We start from the raw sequence: 23,401 nt of genomic DNA on the forward strand, positions 1-23,401 counted from the left end.
GCATCTGTGTTCAGGGGCGGATCAGCTATCCGCCCTGTTTGATCCCTGCATGAGAACCTATTTATGTCTTCACCGCGCCCTGTTTTCCGCTCGGGATGGCTGCCCTACCTGCTGGTGCTGCCTCAGCTGATTATTACCATCGTTTTTTTCCTCTGGCCTGCGGGCGAAGCGCTGTGGTATTCGGTACAAAACGTCGATCCCTTCGGTATCTCCAGCACCTTTGTCGGGTTGGAAAACTTTGTTCGCCTGTTCGGTGACAGCTACTACCTTGATGCTTTCTGGACCACGCTCATCTTCAGCGGGCTGGTCACCGTTATTGGCCTGGTGGTTTCTCTACTGTTTGCCGCGCTGGTGGATTATGTGCTGCGCCTCAAACGTTTTTATCAGACGCTGATGCTGCTGCCTTATGCTGTTGCGCCTGCGGTGGCGGCGGTGCTGTGGATGTTTCTGTTCAGTCCCGGGCTGGGGCTGATTACCCATTTCTTAGGGCTGCTGGGATACAGCTGGAACCACGCGCAAAACAGCGGCCAGGCGATGTTCCTGGTGGTTCTGGCGTCGATCTGGCAGCAAATGAGCTACAACTTCCTGTTTTTCTTCGCTGCGTTACAGTCAATACCCAAATCTCTGGTGGAAGCCGCCGCCATTGACGGCGCAGGCCCGGTACGGCGTTTCTTCTGCCTCTCATTCCCGCTTATCGCACCGGTTGGCTTCTTCCTGGTGGTGGTAAACCTGGTGTACGCCTTCTTCGATACTTTCCCGGTGATTGATGCCGCGACGGGCGGTGGGCCAGTACAGGCGACCACCACGCTGATCTATAAAATTTATCGTGAAGGCTTCGCCGGTCTGGATCTCTCCTCGTCATCTGCGCAGTCGGTGGTGCTGATGGTACTGGTGATTATTCTGACGGTGATCCAGTTTCGCTATGTCGAGAGAAAGGTGCGCTACCAATGATCGAAAACCGACGCGGGCTGGATATTTTCAGCCATACCCTGCTGGGCCTCGGCATCCTCACCGTGCTGTTCCCGCTGTATGTGGCGTTTATTGCTGCGACGCTCAGTAACGAACAGGTGTTTCAGGTGCCGATGCCGCTGCTCCCCGGTACGCATCTGTGGGATAACATTGCCAGCATCTGGACGCATGGGGTGGGGCAGAACAGCGCACCGTTCAGCACCATGCTGATGAACAGCCTGATTATGGCGCTGGCGATCACCACCGGAAAAATCACCGTGTCGATGCTGTCAGCCTTTGCTCTGGTGTGGTTCCGCTTCCCGCTGCGCAATCTGTTTTTCTGGATGATCTTTATCACCCTGATGCTGCCGGTGGAAGTGCGTATTTTCCCGACGGTGGATGTGATCGCCGACCTCAATATGCTCGACAGTTACAGCGGCTTAACTCTGCCGTTGATGGCCTCGGCCACTGCTACATTCCTCTTCCGCCAGTTCTTTATGACGCTACCCGATGAGCTGATGGAAGCTGCACGCATCGACGGTGCCAGTCCGATGCGCTTCTTCTGGGATATCGTGCTGCCGCTGTCGAAAACTAATCTGGCAGCGCTGTTTGTGATCACCTTTATCTACGGCTGGAATCAGTACATGTGGCCGCTGCTGATTGTCAGCGACAGCAAGCTGGGGACGGCGGTTGCCGGTATCCGCAGCATGATTGCCACCGGCGATGCGGCAACCCAATGGAACCTGGTGATGGCGGCGATGATCCTCACGCTGATCCCACCGGTAGTGATTGTTTTAGTGATGCAGCGCGCCTTTGTTCGCGGTCTGGTTGAGAGTGAGAAATAACGATGGCAGGTGTAAGACTTCAGGCAGTAACGAAATCCTACGACGGGATAAACCAGATTATTCAGCCGCTGGATGTGGCGATCCGCGACGGAGAGTTTATGGTGATGGTCGGCCCATCCGGCTGTGGTAAATCAACGCTGCTGCGTATGGTTGCCGGGCTGGAGCGGGTTACCAGCGGCGATATCTATATCGATACCCGCCGGGTGACCGAGGAAGAGCCGAAAGATCGCGGCATTGCGATGGTGTTCCAGAACTACGCGCTCTACCCGCATATGAGCGTGGAGGAGAATATGGCCTGGGGCCTGAAAATTCGCGGCATGGGTAAAGAACAGATCCGCCAGCGGGTGCTGGAAGCAGCGCGCAGCCTGGAGCTGGAAGCGCTGCTGCAACGCCGCCCGCGTGAACTTTCAGGGGGCCAGCGTCAAAGGGTAGCGATGGGGCGCGCCATTGTGCGTGAGCCAGCAGTGTTTCTGTTTGATGAACCGCTCTCTAACCTGGATGCCAGGCTGCGCGTGCAGATGCGTCTGGAGCTGCAACTGCTGCATCGCCGACTCAACACCACCAGCCTGTATGTTACTCACGATCAGGTGGAGGCGATGACGCTTGCCCAGCGGGTGATGGTGATGAATAAAGGCGTGCTGGAGCAGCTGGGTACGCCGGTGGAAATTTACGAACGTCCGGCCACGCGTTTTGTGGCCAGCTTTATTGGTTCCCCGGCGATGAACCTGCTGGAAGGGCAGATGAACGCCGACGGTTCTCGCTTTAATCTGGGTGATAATATGGCGCTGCCGCTAAGTGCTCCAAAGGCAAAATGGGCCGATCGTACATTGACGCTGGGTGTTCGCCCGGAGCATATTGAACTCTCTTCACCGCAGGATGGCGGTATTCCGCTGGTGGTGGATACGCTGGAAATGCTGGGGGCAGACAATCTCGCTCATGGCCGCTGGGGCAAAAATAAAATGGTGGTACGCCTGCCACACTCGGTGCGCCCGCAGATGGGCAGCACGCTGTGGCTGCATCTGACCCCTCAGTCGTTACACTTCTTTGACCATAACGGACAACGGATCGATTAATGAATAATAGCTGGCCATACCCGCCCATTGTCGCCCATCGCGGTGGCGGGAAACTGGCACCGGAAAATACGCTGGCCGCCATTGATACCGGCGCGCAGTTTGGCCATCTGATGATTGAGTTTGATGCCAAACTGTCGCAGGACGGTGAGGTTTTCCTGCTTCACGATGACACCCTTGACCGCACCAGCAACGGCTGGGGCGTGGCGGGGCAGCTCCCCTGGGAAAAACTGGTTCAGCTGGATGCGGGGAGCTGGTTTGGCAGTGATTTTAGTGATGAGCGCCTGCCGCGGCTGGCTGAGGTGGCAGAGCGTTGTCGTCAGCACCGGATGATGGCTAATATTGAAATCAAGCCCACCACCGGTCTGGAGGTAGAAACCGGACGGGCAGTGGCGCTGGCGGCCAGAACGTTATGGCAGGGGCAGGTGATGCCGCTGCTGTCGTCGTTTTCATATCAGGCGCTGGAAGCCGCACAGCAGGCGGTACCTGAGCTGCCACGCGGACTGCTGCTGGATGAATGGGATGATAACTGGCAGGCGCTGACCACGGAGCTGGGCTGTGTCTCTATTCACCTTAATTACCGGGTACTGACTAAGAAACGTGTGGCGCTGCTAAAGCAGGCCGGGCTGCGAATTCTGGTGTATACGGTGAATAATCCAAAGCGGGCACGTGAGCTGGTGCAGTGGGGCGTGGACGCAATTTGTACCGATCGCATTGATATTATCGGGCCGGAGTTTCGTTAAGCAAAGGCCACGGTGCAAAGGGTCGGGCATGCGCGATGATACGCAGGGGCGAGGCATGGCCCGGCGATTGTTGTGGTATGCACGATAATACGCAGGGGCGAGGCATGGCTCGGCGATTGTGGTATGCACGATAATACGCAGGGGCGAGGCATGGCTCGGCGATTGTGGTATGCACGATAATACGCAGGGGCGAGGCATGGCTCGGCGATTGTGGTATGCACGATAATACGTAGGGGCGAGGCATGCCTCGCCCAAAGGTTAATTCTGTTTCACCTGTCCGTCTTTGGTGCGTTGGCTGGCGCTGTCGCGCTGCTCCTGCATTTTACGCTGCAAATCCTGCTGCTGACGCTGCTGATCCTGCTGGAGCTTCATCTTCTGCTGCGACTGCTGATTTTGCATATTCTGCTGCAAGCGCTGGGTGCTCGGGTTGTAACCTTGCTGCTGCTGGTTACTGTTATTGCTGTTGTTACTCAGCATGTTTGCCATACCGGTTAACGGCAGTACGGCGGCAAAGATAACTAACCATTTCATTTTCATTTTTATTCCTCCGTGTTACTTCCTTAAGTCTACTTCAGCCACAGGCCTTTCACCCCAGGAGTGCTCCTGATTTGCGTTAGCGTTCGCCTTTCCGCCATTTTTGTGCATATTTATCAATGGCAAACATAACGTAAATATAATTAAAGGATGTAACAATGATGACAAAGGTTACTCTGAAACGTCTTTCTTGGTCGCTGTTAGCCGGATTACTGGTCTGGCAGGGGGCAGGTGCTGCGCCCACTGCCCCGCCTGTCTCCTACGGGGTGGGGGCGGATACCTTCCATCCGGTTAAGGCACAGCACGGTATGGTCGCCTCGGTGGATGCGACGGCAACTCAGGTCGGGGTGAAAATCCTGGAGCAGGGCGGTAATGCAGTGGATGCAGCCATCGCCGTGGGCTACGCATTGGCGGTAACCCATCCGCAGGCAGGAAACCTTGGCGGCGGGGGCTTTATGCTGCTGCGTACCGCCTCCGGAAATACCACCGCGATAGATTTCCGTGAGATGGCTCCGGTGCATGCCAGCCGTAATATGTTCCTTGATGCTGAGGGTAACCCCGACAGCAAAAAATCACTGACGTCCCCTCTTGCCTCCGGCGTGCCCGGCACCGTGGCGGGCTTCTCGCTGGCCAGTCAGAAATATGGCACCCTGCCGCTGAGTACCTTAATCAAACCTGCCCTTGAGCTGGCGCGTAACGGCATCGTAGTGAACGATTCGCTGGCTGACGACCTGAAGGTTTACGGTAAAGAGGTGCTGGTTGCACATCCCAACAGTAAAGCTATTTTCTTCAAATCCGACGGCACACCTTATCTGAAAGGGGAAAAGCTGGTGCAGCGCAACCTGGCGCGCAGCCTTGAACTGATTGCGCAGCAGGGGCCGGATGCCTTCTATAAAGGTAAAATTGCCGATGAAATTGTCGGCGAGATGCAGCAGCAAGGTGGTCTGATCGCTAAAACCGACCTGGCAAATTTCCGGGCGGTTGAACGTAAACCGATAAGCGGTACCTATCGCGGCTATGAAGTGTTCTCCATGCCGCCTCCGTCCTCCGGCGGCATTCATATTGTGCAGATTCTAAATATTCTCGAAAACTTCGACCTGGCGAAGATGGGTTTTGGCAGCGCTGATGCCATCCAGGTTATGGCAGAAGCGGAAAAATATGCCTATGCCGACCGCTCGGAATATCTGGGCGATCCGGATTTCGTCAAGGTGCCCTGGCAGGCGCTGACCAGTAAAGCCTATGCTAAATCGCTGGCGCAGCAGATTGATATGGCCAAAGCACGCCCATCTGCGGAGATTAAACCGGGGAAACTGGCACCGTATGAAAGCAACCAGACCACCCACTTCTCGGTAGTGGATAAAGATGGCAATGCGGTGGCAGTCACCTACACCCTGAACACTAATTTCGGCAGCGGCATTGTTGCCGGGAACAGCGGTATTCTGCTGAATAACGAGATGGACGACTTCTCCGCCAGGCCGGGAACGCCAAACGTGTATGGGCTGGTGGGTGGTGAAGCTAATGCGGTACAGCCTTACAAACGCCCGCTCTCATCCATGTCACCAACCATCATCGCGAAAAACGGCAAAACCTGGCTGGTTACCGGCAGCCCGGGCGGTAGCCGTATTATCACCACTGTGCTGCAAATGGTGGTGAACAGCATCGACTTTGGGATGAACGTTGCCGAAGCGACGAATGCTCCGCGTTTCCACCATCAGTGGTTGCCGGATCAGCTGCGCGTGGAGAAGGGCTTCAGTCCGGATACGCTGAAATTACTCAGTGAGAAGGGGCAGAATGTGAAAGTGATGTCGGCAATGGGCAGCACACAGAGCATTATGCTGGGGCCGGACGGCACACGTTACGGCGCGTCAGATCCGCGTACTATTGATGATTTAACCGCAGGTTACTGATGTTTACGGGGCGAGGCGCCTGGCGATTCGCCCCCTTTTAATTACGCCTGACGCTTCCGCACGTGTTCACTCAGCTGCTGGTCAAAATGGACTTCTGTCCACTCCTCTTTTAACGCCTGCAACAGCAGAGCCTGCTGCGTCTGCGGCACCAGCCCGCCAAGCGGTGGGTCGGTATCCAGATTAGTCGGGAACGAATAGCCCTCGGCTGCCGCCGCAATCACCGCATTACGTTGCTCCGTCTCCAGCTGGCGCTGACGCAGGGCCGGATAGAGGCTCAACAGCACCTTCACGTGGTTCACCTTCTCCATGGTTTTACCAAAGCTGGAAGAGACCTGGAGCAGGTTGGCGGTGCGGATATGATCCGCCGTGGTGTTATTGCCTGCCGCGTGGAACAGCGCCGGGTTAAAGAACAGGCCATCGCCTTTGCTCAACGGCAGCTGTATCGCATGCTGCTGGAAGTATTCAATAAAGGCGGGCTGCCGCCATGCCAGATAGCCGCCCTGATACTGATGGGAGAACGGCAAAAGCTGCGTCGGGCCGGACTCCAGCGGCATCTCGCTGTGCGCCACTGCACCTTGCAGGGTCAAATACTGCGAAAGAATCTGTAAGGGCAGCGGGAAGCGGGCAACCACGTCGTTACTCTGGAAGCCCAGATGGTAGTCGCGGTGCGGCTGCTGTGCTTTGCCGCCCGGGCGCACCTGATTCACCTGTGCAGTGATCTCATAGCCAGGCCCCACCCAGCTTTCGCAAATCAGCGCCAGCAGCGGGTTAGCGTAGTAATCGATAAACGCGTCGGCGTCGCGCTCGGCAACTTTTTGCAGAGCATTCCAGATGCGTCCGTTACTGCCCGCTTTAGCAAAATGGTCGCCGCCACCGCCGGACGCTGCTTCATCGCGCAGGATCTCTTCAAAAATCTGGCTGCTGCGATCCACCGCCGCCAGATCGCGATACAGCCCTTTGACCACAAATACGCCCGGTCCGGAAGAGAGCGCACGGTGCAGTTCACTCAGCACCGCCTGGCGATCGTCGTGGGCCGCGCTGATGAGCGAATCAGCCTGATAGATCAGCACATTGCGTTCCGCACCCTGCGCCAGCGGGAACGCCTGCTGCTGCAATGACTGCTGGCAGACGCTATTGAACTCATCCACCGACAGCTGCTCTTCGTTAAGATAGATTGTGTTCATCTTTGCTCCTTACAGGGCCAGTTTCTGCTGAGGCTGAGGTGCACCATCGTCACCACAGCCCACCACGTTCTGATCAAAGTCGATGACTGCGCCGGTCATCATCCCTGACTCTTCTGAAAGTAAAAATGCCACGCCACGCGCCACTTCCTGTGGTTTCAACAGGCGGCCAAACGGCTGGGCACGCTCGGCTTTTTCCAGCCAGTCATCGCTGGCCTGGTGATACTGCTTCTGAATATCATCTTCGTGCGGCGTATCCATCCAGCCAATATTCAGACCATTGACGCGGATGCGATTGCGCATCGCGCTAAAGGCGACATTTTTGGTCAGCGTCACCAGCGCACCTTTGGATGCGGCGTAGGTGGTGAGGAAGCTCTGGCCGCCGTGGGAGGTCATGGTAATGATATTGACGATGCTGCCTTCCACATTGTTAGCGATCATCAGTTTGATCGCGGCCTGCATCAGGAAGAACGGGGCGCGTACGTTGACGGCAAAGATGGCGTCAAACAGCTCCGGGGTGGTATTGAGGATGGTGCCACGGTCGGACATTCCTGCGCAGTTCACCAGTCCGTGCAGCGTACCAAAGCGTGTTGCCGCTTCGGCAATCACGCGCTCACAGGCTTCCGGATCGCTGATATCGGCGGCGACAAACCAGGCTTCACAGCCGAGTGCACGCAGTGTTTCTGCCTGAGCGGCTCCGGCTTTGCTGTTACGCCCACACAGGATCAGCCCACGCGCACCGCGTTCGGCAAGTAATCGTGCAACGGCAGCGCCAAGTCCCTGGGTGCTGCCGGTGACCACATAGACGTTACCGTGAAACTGCTGACTAAGATTTAAGCTCATGGTTACACTGCCTTTTTAGTTAATTATGTAGGTTCAGAAGAGATATCAATTGCTCTGAATTACCTTAGCACCAACATTTCATTAACAATACGCAGTAGAAACCTCAAAAAAACCTCAAAAATAACTCATTTGGTCATCGAGCATTGTGCAGAGCGGGATCGGCGATAGCGGTGCTTTTTTGTGTCTTTTCTCTGCAATTTAGGGCGTTTAGCACGTTTATCTCTGGTCTTATCCACTTTTATGCGTAAATTAAAGCGATATAAAAATCCATTTGGCTCCAATAATGGAAGCGGGGCGTCCATCACAAGGAAAGTTATGAAGCACTCTGTACTTCTCTTCTCGTTTACCGCTGTTTTGTTGTCAGGAACATCATCTGCACTGGCAGAAGGTGAAGGTAGCGCTTATTTAGCTGCCCCACCGTTGTTAACGGTTCCGGTGCGGCCAGACGTGTTGATAGTGCCGGTGAAAATCAGTGGCAGGCAGTACCATTTCCTGCTGGATACCGGCATTAGCACGACGTTGATAGATAATGCTCTGGCGAAGCAACTGACAGAACCACTGCCGGACGAGCAGGTTCCTGCACTGCATCGATCGACACTGGCAGTCGGGGTTTACACTGAGGAGGGACCGCTGCCTCGTCATGTTTTTAAGTTCTGGCAACCTTTAGCCATGGCGCTTGGCGATGCGGTAATTCCTGCCAGCGTACCGTGGCTTGGGGCAGATCTCAGTTCCATTGCTCAGGTGACCGGTGTCAGAGTTGACGGCGTTTTGGGAATGGATATTTTCCGCCAGTTTGCCTGGCAGGTGGATAATCAGCAGCAGCAGCTCACCCTCTGGCAGCAGGCACCCGGTACGCTGGATTATCCGGTGTGTGTTCCCTACCGTGATTCCTATGATTCAGGCCCTCAGCTGATGCTGGACTACCACGATCTTCCGGTACCGATGACGGTCAATACTGGCGTTGACTACAGCTACATCGGCGATGAGCTGATCAAGGTAAGCCGCGAGCGCCCGCAGAGTGCAGTACTGACCGGTATTAATCAGCCGATGCTGGGGTTAAATGGCCAGGAGGTCAGCGATGGCTATTCACTGGCGGGCCTGAGTTTTAACCTGATGCCGCTGGGCAAACTGTTAGCGCGTGAGAATAAACATGGCGCATTTGGCCTGGGAATGAACTTCCTGGCGCGTTTCGATCGCTATCTGTTTTTACCGGAGAAGATGCTGTTCTGCTATCAGGAGCAGAATTTTACCCGTGATGAACCGGCCCCCCAGCGAGTGCTTGCCGTTCGTTATTACCAGCAGCGGATTGAGCTGTTTTCTAATCCCTCTCCGGCTCTGGCGCGTTTTGGCCTGCAAAACGGTGACGTGCTGTTGGAAGTTAACGGCAACAAAGTTATGCCTGAGCGTATTTATCATCTGCGTAATGCGCTGGCAGACACCCCCGCAGGGGAGCTGAAGCTGAAGATTGAACGGCGTGGAAAAATGAAAACCATCACCATTTGATATCAGCAGGGGAGAGCTACGGCATCCCCTGTGTCTCAGTGACTGACGTAAACGTGCCTCCTTGTTGATAGATTCCTGTGGAAAATCAGGGTTTTTATCGCCACTTTAAGCAAAAAATAAACAGAAAATGGCTTTACAAGTGCGAATGATAATGATTATTATTGTCATGCGTTTTCAGGAATGCCTCTGGTACAGACTGAAAAAGCACGACATTGCTCACATTGCTTCAGTATTTCTTAGCCAGCTCGGGTGCTGGCTTTTTTTTTGCCTGCCGCTCCTCCTTCTTCAGCAATTCCCCTGTTTATTGACCTCTGTTTATATCGAATTTTTTGAACAGAGAAGACAATTTTCTCCGCTATCATCCGCAGCGCTACAAGTCCAGACTGTGTCAAAACGTTGAGGAGAATTGAATATGATTTACTTACGCAAAGCACAAGATCGTGGTCATGCTAATCATGGCTGGCTGGACAGTTATCACACATTCTCATTCGCTGATTACTACGATGCCAACTTTATGGGCTTCTCGGCACTGCGGGTAATTAATGAAGATGTGATTGATGGCGGCCAGGGCTTTGGTACCCATCCTCATAAAGATATGGAAATTCTGACCTATGTGTTGTCCGGCACCGTTGAACATCAGGACAGCATGGGTAATAAAGAGCAGATCCCGGCGGGTGAGTTCCAGATTATGAGCGCCGGTACGGGCGTTCGCCACTCAGAGTACAACGCCAGTAAAGATGTGCCGCTGCATCTGTATCAGATCTGGATCATCCCGGAAAGAACCGGTATTGAACCACGTTATGCGCAGCGCCGTTTTGACGATGTACAGGGTCGCCAGCTGGTGCTTTCTCCGGATGAGCGTGAAGGTTCTTTGAAGGTATTCCAGGATATGACGCTGTCGCGCTGGGTGCTGAAGCAGGATGAGCAGGCAAGCGTGGACATTGACGCAGGCCGTCGCGTCTGGATCCAGGTGGTGAAGGGCGATGTGACGGTTAATGGCGAACAGGCAGGCACCAGCGATGCCTTTGCTATCTGGGATGAGAAATCCCTGGCGATTGTTGCCAGCAGCGATGCAGAAATCCTGCTGTTCGATCTGCCGCCAGTCTAATCGTTATCTCGTTCACATATTGGGTGCGGTTTGCCGCACCCTTTCTCTTTTTTATCCCCCTATCTTTGTTACACTCAGCTCAAATCCTTCCTATCCGTTGAAATCAGATGAAGAAAAAAAGACCGGTACTACAGGATGTTGCGGATCGTGTAGGTATCACTAAAATGACCGTCAGCCGCTATCTGCGTCATCCCGATCAGGTATCTGCCGCTTTGCAGGGCAGGATCGCGGCTGCACTGGATGAACTTGGCTATATTCCGAATCGCGCCCCCGATATGCTCTCAAATGCGACCAGTCGCGCCATCGGCGTGCTGCTCCCTTCACTGACGAACCAGGTGTTTGCCGATGTGCTGCGCGGTATTGAAACTGTCACAGATGCGGCGGGCTACCAGACGCTGCTTGGGCACTTTGGCTACAGTGCAGAAAAAGAGGAGTTGCAGCTGCGTTCACTGCTGGGCTGGAATATTGACGGGCTGATCCTCACCGAGCGTACGCACACCCCCGGCAGCCTGCGCATGATTGAAACTGCCGGTATTCCGGTCATTGAAATGATGGACTGCATCTCGCCGTGCCTCGATATGGCGGTAGGGTTTGATAACGTTGAAGCAGCACGGCAGATGACCCACGCAATCCTGAAAAAAGGGCACCGGCATACGGTATATCTCGGTGCGCGCCTTGATGAACGTACCCTGCAAAAAGAGCATGGTTATCGCCTTGCTATGCTGGAAGCCGGGCTGGAGCCTAACTGCATTATGATGGAGGCGGCGTCGTCCTTTTCCGCCGGGGCGATGCTGATGTGTGAAGCACAGAAACGCTACCCGCTGACTGACAGCCTGTTTTGTACCAATGATGACCTGGCGGTAGGTGCGATGTTTGAGTGTCAGCGTCAGGGGCTGAAGGTTCCGCAGCAGATGGCGATTGCCGGTTTCCATGGCCATGATATTGCCCATGTGACCAACCCCCAGCTGGCCACGGTGCAGACACCGCGTGAGCAAATGGGCCATGAGTCTGCGGCGCTGCTGCTGGCCCGTATTCGCGGGGAAAACGTTGATTTTTCCCCGGTGAACGTCGGTTTTACCATTTTTACAGGCGGCAGTATTTAACGCTGCCGGCGCGGTTATTCCTCAGGAGCGAGGTGCGCCTCGCCCGTCTTCGCGGCATCTCCCAACGGGAAATAGCGGCAGAATTGTCCCTTTGTGCCTCTGCCAGTCTGATTCTGTCGTTTTTTTGAAGCGTCTCACATTTACCAGCTTTTTCCGCCGTGGCTGTTGCCATACTCTATGCACATCCAGACAATGTTACCGATAACAATTATCCAAACACATCTGCTATCCCCCAGCCGGAGCTAAAATCATGACCACTCATTCATCGCCTAATCATGTCTTTGTACTGATGGGTGTTTCCGGAAGCGGCAAGTCAGCCGTTGCCAATGCTGTTGCGCATCAACTGAAAGCGGCATTTCTTGATGGCGATTTCCTGCATCCGCGCGCCAACATTGAAAAAATGTCTGAAGGACATCCGCTGAATGATGACGATCGTCGTCCATGGCTGGAAGCGATCAACGATGCGGCATTCGCCATGCAGCGCACAAACAGTGTGTCGCTTATTGTCTGTTCAGCGCTGAAAAAAAGTTATCGCGACATCCTGCGTAAAGGGAATAAAAACCTCTCCTTTGTCTATCTGAAAGGGGATTTCGATACCATCGAGGAGCGCCTGCGTGCGCGCAAAGGGCACTTCTTTAAACCTCAAATGCTGGTAACCCAGTTTGCCACTCTGGAAGAGCCTGCCAGCGATGAAAAAGATGTGCTGGTAGTGGATATTAATCAGTCACTTGATGAGGTTGTTGCGGCAACTCTTAGCTCCATTGACGGTGCGACAGAAAAAAATAAGTAGGATGTGATGAGTACTGCAACACTGGTGTTAACAGCAGCCGGATCGGTCTTGCTGCTGCTGTTTTTAGTGATGAAGGCCCGAATGCATGCCTTTGTGGCGCTGATGTTAGTCTCAATCGGCGCTGGTCTGTTCTCCGGGATGCCGCTGGATAAAATTGCCACAACGATGGAAAAGGGCATGGGCGGCACCCTTGGTTTCCTCGCTATTGTTGTCGCGCTGGGCGCGATGTTCGGCAAAATTCTGCATGAAACCGGCGCGGTCGACCAAATCGCCATCCGTATGCTCAAAGCCTTTGGTGAAAATCGCGCCCATTATGCGATGGGGATTGCCGGGCTGATTTGTGCTCTGCCGCTGTTCTTTGAGGTGGCGGTAGTGCTGTTGATCAGCATTGCTTTTGCGGTCGCCCGCCGCACCGGGGATAACCTGGTGAAGCTGGTGATACCGCTGTTTGCCGGGGTTGCCGCATCCGCTGCCTTTCTGCTGCCCGGGCCTGCGCCGATGCTGCTGGCTTCGCAGATGCATGCTGATTTCGGCTGGATGATTCTGTTAGGGCTGTGTGCCGCCATTCCCGGAATGCTGATTGCCGGGCCGCTGTTTGGTCGCTTTATCAGCCAGCATGTGACATTTGGTGTGCCGGTGGAGGGGAGTAACCCGGAGTTTGATGAGAGCAAATTGCCCTCTTTTGGCTTCAGCCTGTCGCTGATTCTGTTCCCGCTGATTCTGGTCGGGTTGAAAACTATCGGCGCACGCTTTACCACCCCCGGCTCCAGCCTGTATGAGTGGCTGGAGTTTATCGGCCATCCATTTACCGCCATTCTGCTGGCCTGCCTGGTGGCGATTTATGGTCTGGCGTACCGTCAGGGAATGGATAAAGAGCGTGTGATGGAGATCTGCGGCGCGGCGTTACAGCCTGCGGGGATTATTCTGCTGGTGATTGGTGCCGGTGGCGTATTTAAGCAGGTGCTGGTGGATTCCGGCGTTGGCCCGGCGCTGGGTAATGCATTAACCGGTGCCGGGTTGCCGGTGGCGCTGGCCTGTTTTGTGCTGGCTGGCGCAGTGCGCATTATTCAGGGCTCCGCCACCGTTGCCTGTTTGACGGCGGTGGGCCTGATTATGCCGGTGATTGAACCGCTGCACTACTCAGGCGCACAGATGGCCGCACTGTCGATCTGTATTGGCGGCGGCTCGATTATTTGCAGCCACGTTAACGATGCTGGTTTCTGGTTGTTTGGGCGTTTTACCGGTGCAACCGAAGGTCAGACGCTGAAAACCTGGACGCTGATGGAAACTATCCTCGGCACCGTTGGTGCTGTTATCGGCATGATTGCGTTTGAGTTATTGTCGTAAGCATTGAGGGCGGGCGAGGCATGCCTCGCCCGCAGCCCGCACCCATCTTACAATTTCAAATAAACGCGAATCCCATCCAGGAACATCTGCGTTGCCAGCATAATCAAAATCAACCCCATCAGCCGCTCCAGCGCATTAACACCCTTATCCCCCAGCAGCCGTAAAAACAGCCCCGACAGCAGCAGGATCACCACCGTCAGCCCCCAGGCGATCAGCAGCGCGCCGACCAGGTGCCCCATATTTTGCGGATACTGATGTGACAACAGCATCAGCGTTGCCAGCAACGACGGCCCGGCAACCAGCGGGATCGCCAGCGGCACCAGGAACGGCTCTTCACCCGCCGACAGCCCGCTACTGTTGCTTTCCTGGGAGGGGAAAATCATCTTAATAGCGATTAAAAATAGAATAATACCGCCGGAGATCGATACGGTTTCAGTACGCAGATTCAGAAACGCGAGAATTTTCTCACCGGCAAATAGAAACAGCAGCATGATCAGCAGTGCAATCAGCATTTCGCGAATAAGCACCATCCGTCGACGTTTTGGCTCCAGATGCTTCAAAACCGACATAAAAATCGGCAAATTGCCGAGGGGATCCATTATCAGCAACAATAATATCGTTGCAGAGATCATTTCAGTCATGGTTATTGTTCTCGTTATTCAGGGTATATAAGCAGAGCTGCTAAAAAAAACCGTCTAATCGATTTAATTCACTTGCCACTTTTTCTGCAACTTGTAAGGTTTAACCATATTTTCTCCTTTAACTCTAACAGGTCAGGCGTTACTGGTGCAGCCAGTTTGCTTACCGCCAGCACACAGCAACCAGAGCGTACTGAAGTACGTGAGGATTGCGCGTACTGCCGGGATGCAAAGTGGCAAGTAAAGTAGCCTGAAGCGGGTGCATGATGAAGACAGTTGGTTTAGTTGGTTGGCGTGGAATGGTGGGTTCTGTACTGATGCAGCGCATGAGCGAAGAGCGTGATTTTGATGCCATTCGCCCGGTATTCTTCTCAACGTCTCAGCACGGTCAGGCAGCGCCTGCGTTCGGCGGCCAGTCTGCGGGAGCGTTACAGGATGCTTTCGATATTGAAGCGCTGAAAGCGCTGGATATTATCATCACCTGCCAGGGTGGCGATTACACCAGTGACATCTACCCTAAGCTGCGCGCAGCGGGCTGGAACGGCTACTGGATCGATGCGGCTTCAACCCTGCGCATGAAAGATGATGCCATTATTATCCTCGACCCGGTGAACCATAAGGTGATTCACGATGGCCTGAACAGCGGCATTAAAACTTTCGTTGGCGGTAACTGCACCGTCAGCCTGATGCTGATGTCGCTCGGCGGTCTGTTTGAAAACAACCTGATTGAGTGGGCGTCCGTCGCCACCTACCAGGCCGCGTCCGGCGGCGGTGCGCGCCATATGCGCGAACTGCTGACCCAGATGGGAATGCTGCACAATCACGTGGCAAAAGAGTTGCAGGATCCGGCTTCTGCTATCCTCGATATCGAGCGTAAAGTGACCGAACTGAGCCGTACTGGCGTGCTGCCAACCGATAACTTTGGCGTACCGCTGGCGGGCAGCCTGATCCCGTGGATCGACAAGCAGCTGGAAAATGGCCAGACTCGTGAAGAGTGGAAAGGCCAGGCTGAAACTAACAAAATCCTGCGTACCAGCAGTGTGATTCCGGTTGATGGCCTCTGCGTACGCGTCGGTGCACTGCGCTGTCACAGCCAGGCATTTACCCTGAAACTGAAAAAAGATGTGCCGCTGGCGGAAATCGAACAGATGCTGGCTTCTCACAATGAGTGGGTGAAAGTGGTGCCGAACGACCGTGAGATCTCCATGCGTGAACTCACTCCTGCCGCTGTGACCGGTACGCTGCACACCCCGGTTGGCCGCCTGCGTAAGCTGAATATGGGGCCGGAATACCTCTCCGCCTTTACCGTTGGCGATCAGCTGCTGTGGGGTGCGGCAGAGCCACTGCGCCGTATGCTGCGTCTGCTGATTGATTAATTACGCTATTTTTCCCCCCGCCGTGCGCGGGGGGAAATATCGTCCTGTTTCAATGTGAATCATCATTTTTCACAGTTATTACCTGCTCCTGCCACTGTTTTAACTGGCGACTCTCTGCGCCAGATTTCAGCGCTTCTTCCCTGCTCCTGCCTGATCCCGGGTGAATCTAAGAAAGCTCTGACGCCCCTGTCTTATGTCTTAAAAGCAGTAACTTTGATCTGAAAGAATTATTTTTACGCTTTCTTCCATGGCTATTGTCCTCACCTGGCTATGCTTAAAAAAGGTTACGTTCCCTAAAACATTATTAGTTTTCACTTAATCAATTTATTGCAGGCTGCGGCGGTTTTTTCCACAGGAAGGTTACCTCTGCCGGTCAGCGCGCTTTGGGCTCAATGAAGAGCAGTGTATTGGCGCAACCGTAGTTCAGGGTTCCAGTCAGTCGCCTGCCAGTCATCACGGGAAGAAAGTCATGTCAGAGCTTATGGATCGTAGTGCGATTAACGCGTTAGTTTCAGGTCATTTTGCCGACCCTTTTTCTCTGCTGGGGATGCATAAGACCAGTAAAGGTATTGAAGTCCGTGCCCTGTTGCCGGATGCCAGCGAAGTCTGGGTGATTGAAACCAGTACCGGTAAACAGTGTGTGCAGCTTAACTGCATCGATTCCCGCGGTTTTTTCCAGGGAGTGGTGCCAAAGCGTAAAAGTCCCTTTCGTTATCAACTGGCGGTTACCTGGCACGGCCAGCAAAATCTGATTGAAGATGCCTATCGCTTTGGCCCGCTGCTGCCGGAAATGGACAGCTGGCTGCTGGCAGAAGGTACTCACCTGCGCCCCTACGAAACCCTGGGCGCTCACGGAGATGTGATTGACGGTGTTATCGGTACACGCTTTGCGGTCTGGGCGCCTAATGCCCGGCGCGTCTCCGTAGTTGGTGAATTTAATTTCTGGGATGGCCGCCGTCATCCGATGCGGCTGCGCCGTGAGATCGGCATCTGGGAGCTGTTTATCCCCGGAGCGACTCACGGGCAGCTGTATAAGTTTGAAATTATCGACAATCAAGGGCAGCTGCGGTTAAAAGCCGATCCTTACGCCTTTGAGGCGCAGATGCGCCCGCAAACGGCGTCAATGATTTGTGGCATTCCGGAAAAAACCACGCTTTCGCCGGAGCGCCAGCGCGCCAACGGGTTCGATGTTCCTATCTCGATTTATGAGGTGCATCTCGGTTCCTGGCGTCGTCATACCGATAATAACTTCTGGCTCAGTTACAAAGAGCTGGCCGAGCAGCTGGTGCCGTATGCCAAAGAGATGGGCTTTACCCATCTGGAACTGCTGCCGATTAATGAACATCCCTTCGACGGCAGCTGGGGCTATCAGCCGCTGGGCATGTATGCCCCGACGCGACGCTTTGGTACGCGTGATGACTTCCGCGACTTTATCACCGCCGCCCATGATGCCGGGCTGAATGTGCTGCTGGACTGGGTTCCGGGCCATTTCCCTTCGGATGATTTTGGCCTGGCGAAATTTGACGGCACTGAACTGTATGAACACGGTGATCCGCGTGAAGGTTTTCATCAGGACTGGAACACGCTGATTTATAACTTTGGTCGCCGTGAAGTCAGTAACTATCTGGCGGGCAATGCGCTCTACTGGATCGAGCGTTTCGGTATCGATGGCCTGCGGGTGGATGCGGTGGCATCGATGATCTATCGCGACTACAGCCGTGCTGAAGGCGAGTGGGTGCCTAACCACCTCGGCGGGCGTGAGAATCTCGAAGCCATCGCCTTTCTGCGGTATACCAACCGCACCCTCGGCCACGCCGCCCCCGGTTCTATAACCGTGGCGGAGGAGTCTACGGACTTTGATGGCGTGTCGCGACCGCCAGAAATGGGGGGACTGGGTTTCTGGTTCAAATGGAACCTCGGCTGGATGCACGACACCCTCGACTATATGAAGCTGGATCCAATCTACCGTCGCCATCACCACAACCTGATGACTTTCGGCATGTTGTACAACTACACCGAAAACTTTGTGCTGCCGCTCTCGCACGATGAGGTGGTTCACGGTAAGCGTTCCATTCTCGACCGCATGCCGGGCGATGCCTGGCAGAAGTTCGCCAACCTGCGCGCTTATTACGGCTGGATGTTTGGCTTCCCCGGTAAAAAGCTGCTGTTTATGGGCAATGAATTTGCCCAGGGCAGAGAGTGGAACCACGATACCAGCCTTGACTGGCATCTGCTGGAGGGTGAAGACGGCTGGCATAACGGCGTGCAGCGTCTGGTGCGCGACCTGAACCATACCTACCGGGATCATCCGCCGCTCTATCAGCTCGATTTCGATCCGGCCGGGTTTGAATGGCTGGTGGTGGATGATTTCGATAACTCGGTGTTTGTTTTTGTGCGCCGCGATCGCGACGGCAATGAGCTGATCGTCGCCAGTAATTTTACGCCGGTGCCGCGTTACAACTATCGCTTTGGCGTATCGGGTGCCGGGCGCTGGCGCGAAGTGCTGAACACCGACTCCGCCCACTATCACGGCAGCAATACCGGCAATCTCGGGTCAATCAGCACCGATGACTGGGGCAGCCATAACCGCAGCCACTCCCTGAGCCTGACATTGCCACCGCTGTCGACGCTGTGGCTGGTGCGGGAGGCTGAATGACGCCACTGCATGAAGGGCTTCCCGCGCCGCGAGGTGCCAGCTATGACGGCAAAGGGGTGAACTTTAGCCTGTTTTCGCAGTATGCCGAGCGCGTGGAGCTGTGTCTGTTTGATGCCGTTGGTGAGGAAACGCGGGTCGATCTTCCTGCCCGCAGCGGTGACATCTGGCACGGTTATCTGCCGGGATGCAAGCCAGGGCAGCGCTATGGCTACCGTGTGCATGGCCCCTGGCAGCCGCAGCAGGGGCACCGTTTTAATCCGGCGAAGCTGCTGGTAGATCCCTGCGCCCATGAGGTACAGGGAGAAGTGACGGACGATCCCTGCTTCCAGTGCGGCGTACATGAGCCAGATGCTACCGACAGCGGGCCGCTGGCACCAAAAAGCGTGGTGCTGGCCGATGATTTTGACTGGGGAGACGATGCTCCCCCGCGTGTGCCCTGGGGCAGTACCGTGATTTATGAGGCTCACGTGCGCGGCCTGACAAAGCTGCATCCTGAGATCCCGCAGGAGATACGCGGCACCTACGCGGCGCTGGGTCACCCGGTGATGATCGACTACCTCCAGCGCCTGGGGATCACCAGTCTGGAACTGCTGCCGGTGGCCAGTTTCGCCAGCGAGCCGCGCCTGTTGCGGCAAGGATTAAGCAACTACTGGGGCTATAACCCGCTGGCTTGCTACGCGCTGGAGTCGCGCTATGCCTCCGGCCTGCATCAGCATCATCCGCGCCATGAATTTCAGCAGGCGGTGAAGGCGCTTCACCAGGCGGGGATTGAAGTGATCCTCGACGTGGTGTTTAACCACACTGCGGAGCTGGAAGAGACCGGGCCGACATTGTCGATGCGCGGTATCGATAACAAGAGCTATTACTGGCTGGATGAGCAGGGTGAGTATCAAAACTGGACGGGCTGTGGCAATACGCAAAACATCAGTCAGCCGCAGGTAATGGAGTGGGTGCTCGACTGCCTGCGCTACTGGGTAACCGAGTGCCACGTCGACGGCTTCCGTTTTGATCTGGCTACCGTGCTGGGCCGTACGCCGGACTATCGGCAGGATGCACCGCTGTTTCAGGCCATTGCTGCGGATCCGCTGCTGTCAGGCTGCAAGATGATTGCCGAGCCATGGGATATCGGGCCTGGAGGTTATCAGGTGGGAAATTTCCCTGCGCCGTTCGCCGAGTGGAACGACCATTTCCGCGATGGGGTTCGGCGCTACTGGCTGCATGGTCATCTCTCTAACGGGGACTTCGCCCGACGTTTTGCCGGGTCAAGCGATGTGTTCAACCATTATGGCCGGCTGCCCTCCAGCAGCATCAATCTGATCACCGCCCATGACGGCTTTACCCTGCGCGATGTGGTCAGCTATGAGCAAAAACATAATGAGGCCAACGGCGAAGATAACCGCGATGGCAGCAGCAACAATTTTAGCCATAACCACGGTGTTGAGGGATTGCAGGCACCTTTACTGATTATGGAGCACCGCCGCCGGAGCGTGCATGCCCTGTTGACCACTCTGCTGATGGCCCAGGGCACTCCGATGCTGCTGGCCGGGGATGAGCACGGGCACAGTCAGCACGGTAACAATAATGCTTATTGCCAGGACAACCCGCTGACATGGTTCGACTGGCAAGAGCACGATCGCGGGCTGTTTGCCTTCACCGCAGCGTTAATTCATCTGCGCCGCCGTATCCCGGCGTTGCAACAGGATCGCTGGTGGCAGGAGGGTGACGGCAATGTTGAGTGGCTGAACGATCAGGGGCAGCCGTTAACAGCCGCACAGTGGGAGCAGGGGGCGCACCGTTTGCAGATCAGGCTTTCACAGCACTGGCTGCTGACCATCAACGCCACCGAAGAAGTGTGTGACCTGGTGTTACCTCAGGGACAATGGCAAGCCATCCCGCCCTTCGCCGGGGATGATAACCCGATTCTGTCAACGGTCTGGCATGGAGCAGCGCACGGCGTGTGCATGTTCCAGGAACAATCATAATAGGAATCAGACATGGTCAAATTAGATAGGAACGACCCTGTAATGCTGGCAAGGCAACTCCCTACACAAACGGTGGCGCTGATCCTTGCGGGTGGCCGCGGTACGCGTCTGAAAGACCTGACCGCCAAGCGTGCAAAACCCGCCGTTCACTTTGGCGGGAAGTTTCGCATTATCGATTTTGCGCTCTCCAACTGCCTGAATTCCGGTATCCGGCGTATTGCAGTGATTACTCAATATCAGTCGCACACGCTGGTACAGCATATCCAGCGTGGCTGGTCTTTTCTTAATGAAGAGATGAATGAATTTGTCGATCTGCTGCCAGCTCAACAGCGCCTCTCGACGGAACTCTGGTATCGCGGTACTGCCGATGCAGTCACGCAAAACCTCGATATTATTCGTCGCTATAACGCGCAGTACATCGTGATCCTCGCCGGGGATCATATCTACAAGATGGACTACTCGCGCATGCTGATCGACCACGTGGAAAACGGCGCGCGCTGCACCATCGCCTGCCTGCCGGTGCCGCTGGAGGAGGCAAGTTCCTTCGGCGTGATGAAGGTCGATGAGAACAACAAGGTGGTGGAGTTTCTTGAAAAACCTGAGAACCCCCCTTCTATGCCGGGTGACGACAGCCGTGCGTTAGCCAGTATGGGCATCTATGTTTTTGATGCCGAATATCTTTTCGGTCTGCTGGAAATTGACCAGGAGCTGCCGGAGTCGAGCCATGATTTTGGTAAAGATCTGCTGCCAAAAATCGTTGCCAGTGGTGAAGCGCTGGCCCACTCGTTCAGCCTCTCCTGCGTGCAGCATGATGAGAGCGCGGAACCTTACTGGCGCGATGTCGGTACGCTGGAGGCCTACTGGAAAGCCAACCTTGACCTCGCGTCGGTGATGCCGGAACTGGATATGTATGACAGTACCTGGCCGATTCGCACCCATATGGAGCCGCTGCCGCCAGCTAAGTTTGTGCAGGATCGCTCCGGTAGCCACGGTATGACAATGAATTCGCTGGTCTCAGGGGGCTGCATTATCTCTGGCTCGGTGGTAGTGAACTCGGTGCTGTTTTCCCGGGTTCGGATTAACTCCTTCTGCAATATTGAGTCGTCGGTATTACTGCCGGATGTGGAGGTGGGACGTTCCTGCCGTCTGCGCCGCTGCGTAATAGACCGCGCCTGCGTGCTGCCAGAGGGAACGGTGATTGGCGAAAATCCGGATGATGATGCCCGGCGTTTCCACCGATCGGAAGAAGGGATCGTTCTTGTCACAAGGACTATGCTGGCGAAGCTTGGCTGGCGATAGCACAAACATTATCCAAATCAGTTGAGGTCGCCACTAATACAGAGGCAGCTGCAAGTATGAAGGATAAAAAAGGAGCCGATAATGCAGGTGTTACACGTCTGTTCAGAAATTTTCCCGCTGCTAAAGACCGGCGGGCTTGCTGATGTTATTGGGGCATTACCGGCGGCACAAATTGCAGAAGGGATGGATACCCGGGTGTTATTACCGGCTTTTCCCGCTCTGACCAAAGCCATTACCAACACACAGGTGGTGGCGCGGCTGCAAACTTTTGCTGGGTATGTTGAGTTGCATTTCGGTCATTATGACGGTGTGGGTATTTATTTGATCGATGCTCCCGGTTTGTACAATCGGCCCGGAAGCCCGTATCACGATGAATCGCAGTATGCCTATGCCGATAACCATCTGCGCTTTGCGCTGCTGGGGTGGATGGGCTGTGAGCTGGCATGCGGGCTGGACGAATGGTGGCGGCCGGACGTGGTGCACGCGCACGACTGGCACGCCGGGCTGACCTGCGCCTATATTGCCGCGCGCGGGCGTCCTGCTAAGTCGGTATTTACCGTACATAACCTGGCGTACCAGGGGCTGTTTGAGGCGCGGCATCTTGATACGCTGCAAATTCCGGCGTCATTCTTCAATATGCACGGGCTGGAATTCTACGGTCAGATCTCATTTCTTAAGGCCGGGCTGTTTTATGCCGATCATATCACCGCAGTCAGCCCGACCTATGCGCGTGAAATCACCCATCCAGAATTTGGCTACGGCATGGAAGATCTGCTGAAACAGCGCCAGCTGGAAGGGCGTCTGACCGGCATTCTGAATGGTGTCGATCCGGCGATTTGGGATCCGGAGCAGGATTTGCTACTGAATGCCCGCTACAACCGTGATGTGCTGGACGCCAAGCTGGAGAACAAACGCCAGTTGCAGATCACCATGGGGTTGAAGATCGACGATAAAGCACCGGTGTTTGCCGTCGTCAGCCGCTTAACGAAACAGAAAGGGCTGGATCTGGTGCTGGAAGCGCTGCCGGGGCTGCTTGAGCAGGGCGGTCAGCTGGTGCTGCTGGGGGCGGGTGATGCCGAATTGCAGCAGGGATTCCTTGCCGCTGCGGCGGAATACCCGGGCCAGGTAGGGGTACAGATCGGTTATCACGAAGCGTTCTCACACCGCATTATCGGCGGCGCTGATGTGATTATGGTGCCGAGCCGCTTTGAGCCATGCGGCCTGACTCAGCTCTACGGATTGAAATACGGCACGCTGCCGTTAGTGCGGCGTACGGGTGGGCTGGCGGATACCGTTAATGACAGCTCGCTGGAAAATCTGGCAGACGGTATCGCCAGCGGTTTTACCTTTGAAGACAGTAATGCCTGGTCGTTATTGCGGGCTATTCGACGTGCTTTTGTTCTCTGGTCCCGTCCTTCGTTGTGGCGCTATGTTCAGCGCCAGGCCATGGGGATGGATTTTAGCTGGCAGGTGGCTGCTGTGGCCTACCGCGATCTCTATCAACGTTTGTTGTAACCAGAAAATGGGA

General features: G+C 55.1%; 19 protein-coding genes. 15 read left to right on the forward strand and 4 right to left on the reverse strand.

Translation table 11 applies throughout. The features are described from left to right. Positions 1–63: 63 nt before the first annotated feature. Genes ugpA through ugpQ form a run of 4 tightly spaced genes read left to right on the forward strand, consistent with a single transcriptional unit; the run spans position 64 to position 3,606 of the window. Positions 64–951 carry a sn-glycerol-3-phosphate ABC transporter permease UgpA gene (gene ugpA / locus GN242_RS01310; protein ID WP_154754343.1) on the forward strand — a complete coding sequence of 296 codons (888 nt, stop codon included), beginning with the start codon at positions 64–66 and terminating at the stop codon, positions 949–951. Continuing rightward, entirely contained in the window at positions 948–1,793 is an 846-nt protein-coding gene (gene ugpE, locus GN242_RS01315; RefSeq protein ID WP_154754344.1) for a sn-glycerol-3-phosphate ABC transporter permease UgpE, read from the forward strand. Before ugpA ends, ugpE begins: the two co-directional genes overlap by 4 nt. 2 nt (positions 1,794–1,795) lie before the next feature. After that, positions 1,796–2,866, forward strand: coding sequence for a sn-glycerol-3-phosphate import ATP-binding protein UgpC (locus tag GN242_RS01320; RefSeq protein ID WP_154754345.1), 1,071 nt, complete (start codon positions 1,796–1,798; stop codon positions 2,864–2,866). Next, positions 2,866–3,606, forward strand: coding sequence for a glycerophosphodiester phosphodiesterase (gene ugpQ, locus GN242_RS01325; RefSeq protein ID WP_154754346.1), 741 nt, complete (start codon positions 2,866–2,868; stop codon positions 3,604–3,606). Before GN242_RS01320 ends, ugpQ begins: the two co-directional genes overlap by 1 nt. 258 nt (positions 3,607–3,864) lie before the next feature. Here the strand turns inward: ugpQ and GN242_RS01330 are convergent, their stop codons facing one another. Continuing rightward, positions 3,865–4,143: a DUF2756 domain-containing protein gene (locus GN242_RS01330; RefSeq protein WP_154754347.1), complete on the reverse strand. Its 279-nt coding sequence runs from the start codon at positions 4,141–4,143 to the stop codon at positions 3,865–3,867. Between the two features lie 155 nt (positions 4,144–4,298). Between GN242_RS01330 and ggt the strand changes: the two genes are divergently transcribed. Further along, a complete protein-coding gene (ggt, locus tag GN242_RS01335; protein WP_156286805.1) occupies positions 4,299–6,047 on the forward strand; it encodes a gamma-glutamyltransferase in 1,749 nt (582 codons plus the stop codon). A 41-nt stretch (positions 6,048–6,088) separates the two neighbouring features. On the opposite strand, the gene GN242_RS01340 is transcribed toward ggt, so the two are convergent. Both GN242_RS01340 and GN242_RS01345 read right to left on the reverse strand, forming a co-directional pair. Then, positions 6,089–7,231, reverse strand: coding sequence for a phytanoyl-CoA dioxygenase family protein (locus GN242_RS01340; RefSeq protein WP_154754349.1), 1,143 nt, complete (start codon positions 7,229–7,231; stop codon positions 6,089–6,091). Positions 7,232–7,240: 9 nt separating this feature from the next. Continuing rightward, entirely contained in the window at positions 7,241–8,071 is an 831-nt protein-coding gene (locus GN242_RS01345; RefSeq protein WP_154754350.1) for an SDR family oxidoreductase, read from the reverse strand. 315 nt (positions 8,072–8,386) lie between these two features. On the opposite strand from GN242_RS01345, the gene GN242_RS01350 reads away from it, so the two are divergent. The 5 genes from GN242_RS01350 (at position 8,387) to gntU (ending at position 13,922) form a co-directional block, all read left to right on the forward strand. After that, the gene (locus GN242_RS01350) at positions 8,387–9,574 is read left to right on the forward strand and encodes an aspartyl protease family protein (RefSeq protein ID WP_197094758.1); all 1,188 of its coding nucleotides are present in this window, start codon (positions 8,387–8,389) and stop codon (positions 9,572–9,574) included. Positions 9,575–9,986: 412 nt separating this feature from the next. After that, complete coding sequence (locus GN242_RS01355) at positions 9,987–10,682, forward strand: pirin family protein (protein ID WP_154754352.1); 696 nt, start codon at positions 9,987–9,989, stop codon at positions 10,680–10,682. 107 nt (positions 10,683–10,789) lie between these two features. Then, on the forward strand, positions 10,790–11,785 hold the full coding sequence (gene gntR, locus GN242_RS01360) for a gluconate operon transcriptional repressor GntR (RefSeq protein WP_154754353.1): 996 nt from the start codon (positions 10,790–10,792) through the stop codon (positions 11,783–11,785). Between the two features lie 250 nt (positions 11,786–12,035). Beyond that, positions 12,036–12,575, forward strand: coding sequence for a gluconokinase (gene gntK, locus GN242_RS01365; RefSeq protein ID WP_154754354.1), 540 nt, complete (start codon positions 12,036–12,038; stop codon positions 12,573–12,575). 6 nt (positions 12,576–12,581) lie between these two features. After that, positions 12,582–13,922 carry a gluconate transporter gene (gene gntU, locus GN242_RS01370; protein WP_154754355.1) on the forward strand — a complete coding sequence of 447 codons (1,341 nt, stop codon included), beginning with the start codon at positions 12,582–12,584 and terminating at the stop codon, positions 13,920–13,922. A 47-nt stretch (positions 13,923–13,969) separates the two neighbouring features. Here gntU and GN242_RS01375 read toward each other — a convergent pair whose 3' ends face one another. Next, a complete protein-coding gene (locus GN242_RS01375; RefSeq protein WP_154754356.1) occupies positions 13,970–14,563 on the reverse strand; it encodes a YhgN family NAAT transporter in 594 nt (197 codons plus the stop codon). A 263-nt stretch (positions 14,564–14,826) separates the two neighbouring features. Here GN242_RS01375 and asd point away from each other — a divergent pair, with 263 nt between their 5' ends. The 5 genes from asd (at position 14,827) to glgA (ending at position 23,388) form a co-directional block, all read left to right on the forward strand. After that, entirely contained in the window at positions 14,827–15,936 is a 1,110-nt protein-coding gene (gene asd, locus GN242_RS01380; RefSeq protein WP_154754446.1) for an aspartate-semialdehyde dehydrogenase, read from the forward strand. Between the two features lie 469 nt (positions 15,937–16,405). Continuing rightward, the gene (gene glgB / locus GN242_RS01385) at positions 16,406–18,592 is read left to right on the forward strand and encodes a 1,4-alpha-glucan branching enzyme (protein ID WP_156286807.1); all 2,187 of its coding nucleotides are present in this window, start codon (positions 16,406–16,408) and stop codon (positions 18,590–18,592) included. Further along, positions 18,589–20,574 carry a glycogen debranching protein GlgX gene (gene glgX / locus GN242_RS01390; RefSeq protein ID WP_156286808.1) on the forward strand — a complete coding sequence of 662 codons (1,986 nt, stop codon included), beginning with the start codon at positions 18,589–18,591 and terminating at the stop codon, positions 20,572–20,574. The genes glgB and glgX overlap by 4 nt, the downstream gene beginning before the upstream one ends. A 12-nt stretch (positions 20,575–20,586) precedes the next feature. Then, entirely contained in the window at positions 20,587–21,873 is a 1,287-nt protein-coding gene (gene glgC / locus GN242_RS01395; protein ID WP_154754359.1) for a glucose-1-phosphate adenylyltransferase, read from the forward strand. Positions 21,874–21,954: 81 nt separating this feature from the next. Beyond that, on the forward strand, positions 21,955–23,388 hold the full coding sequence (gene glgA / locus GN242_RS01400) for a glycogen synthase GlgA (protein ID WP_156286809.1): 1,434 nt from the start codon (positions 21,955–21,957) through the stop codon (positions 23,386–23,388). The last annotated feature ends 13 nt before the right edge of the window (positions 23,389–23,401 follow it).

Origin of the sequence: Erwinia sorbitola (assembly GCF_009738185.1) — a bacterium.
GTDB classification, from domain to species: domain Bacteria; phylum Pseudomonadota; class Gammaproteobacteria; order Enterobacterales; family Enterobacteriaceae; genus Erwinia; species Erwinia sorbitola.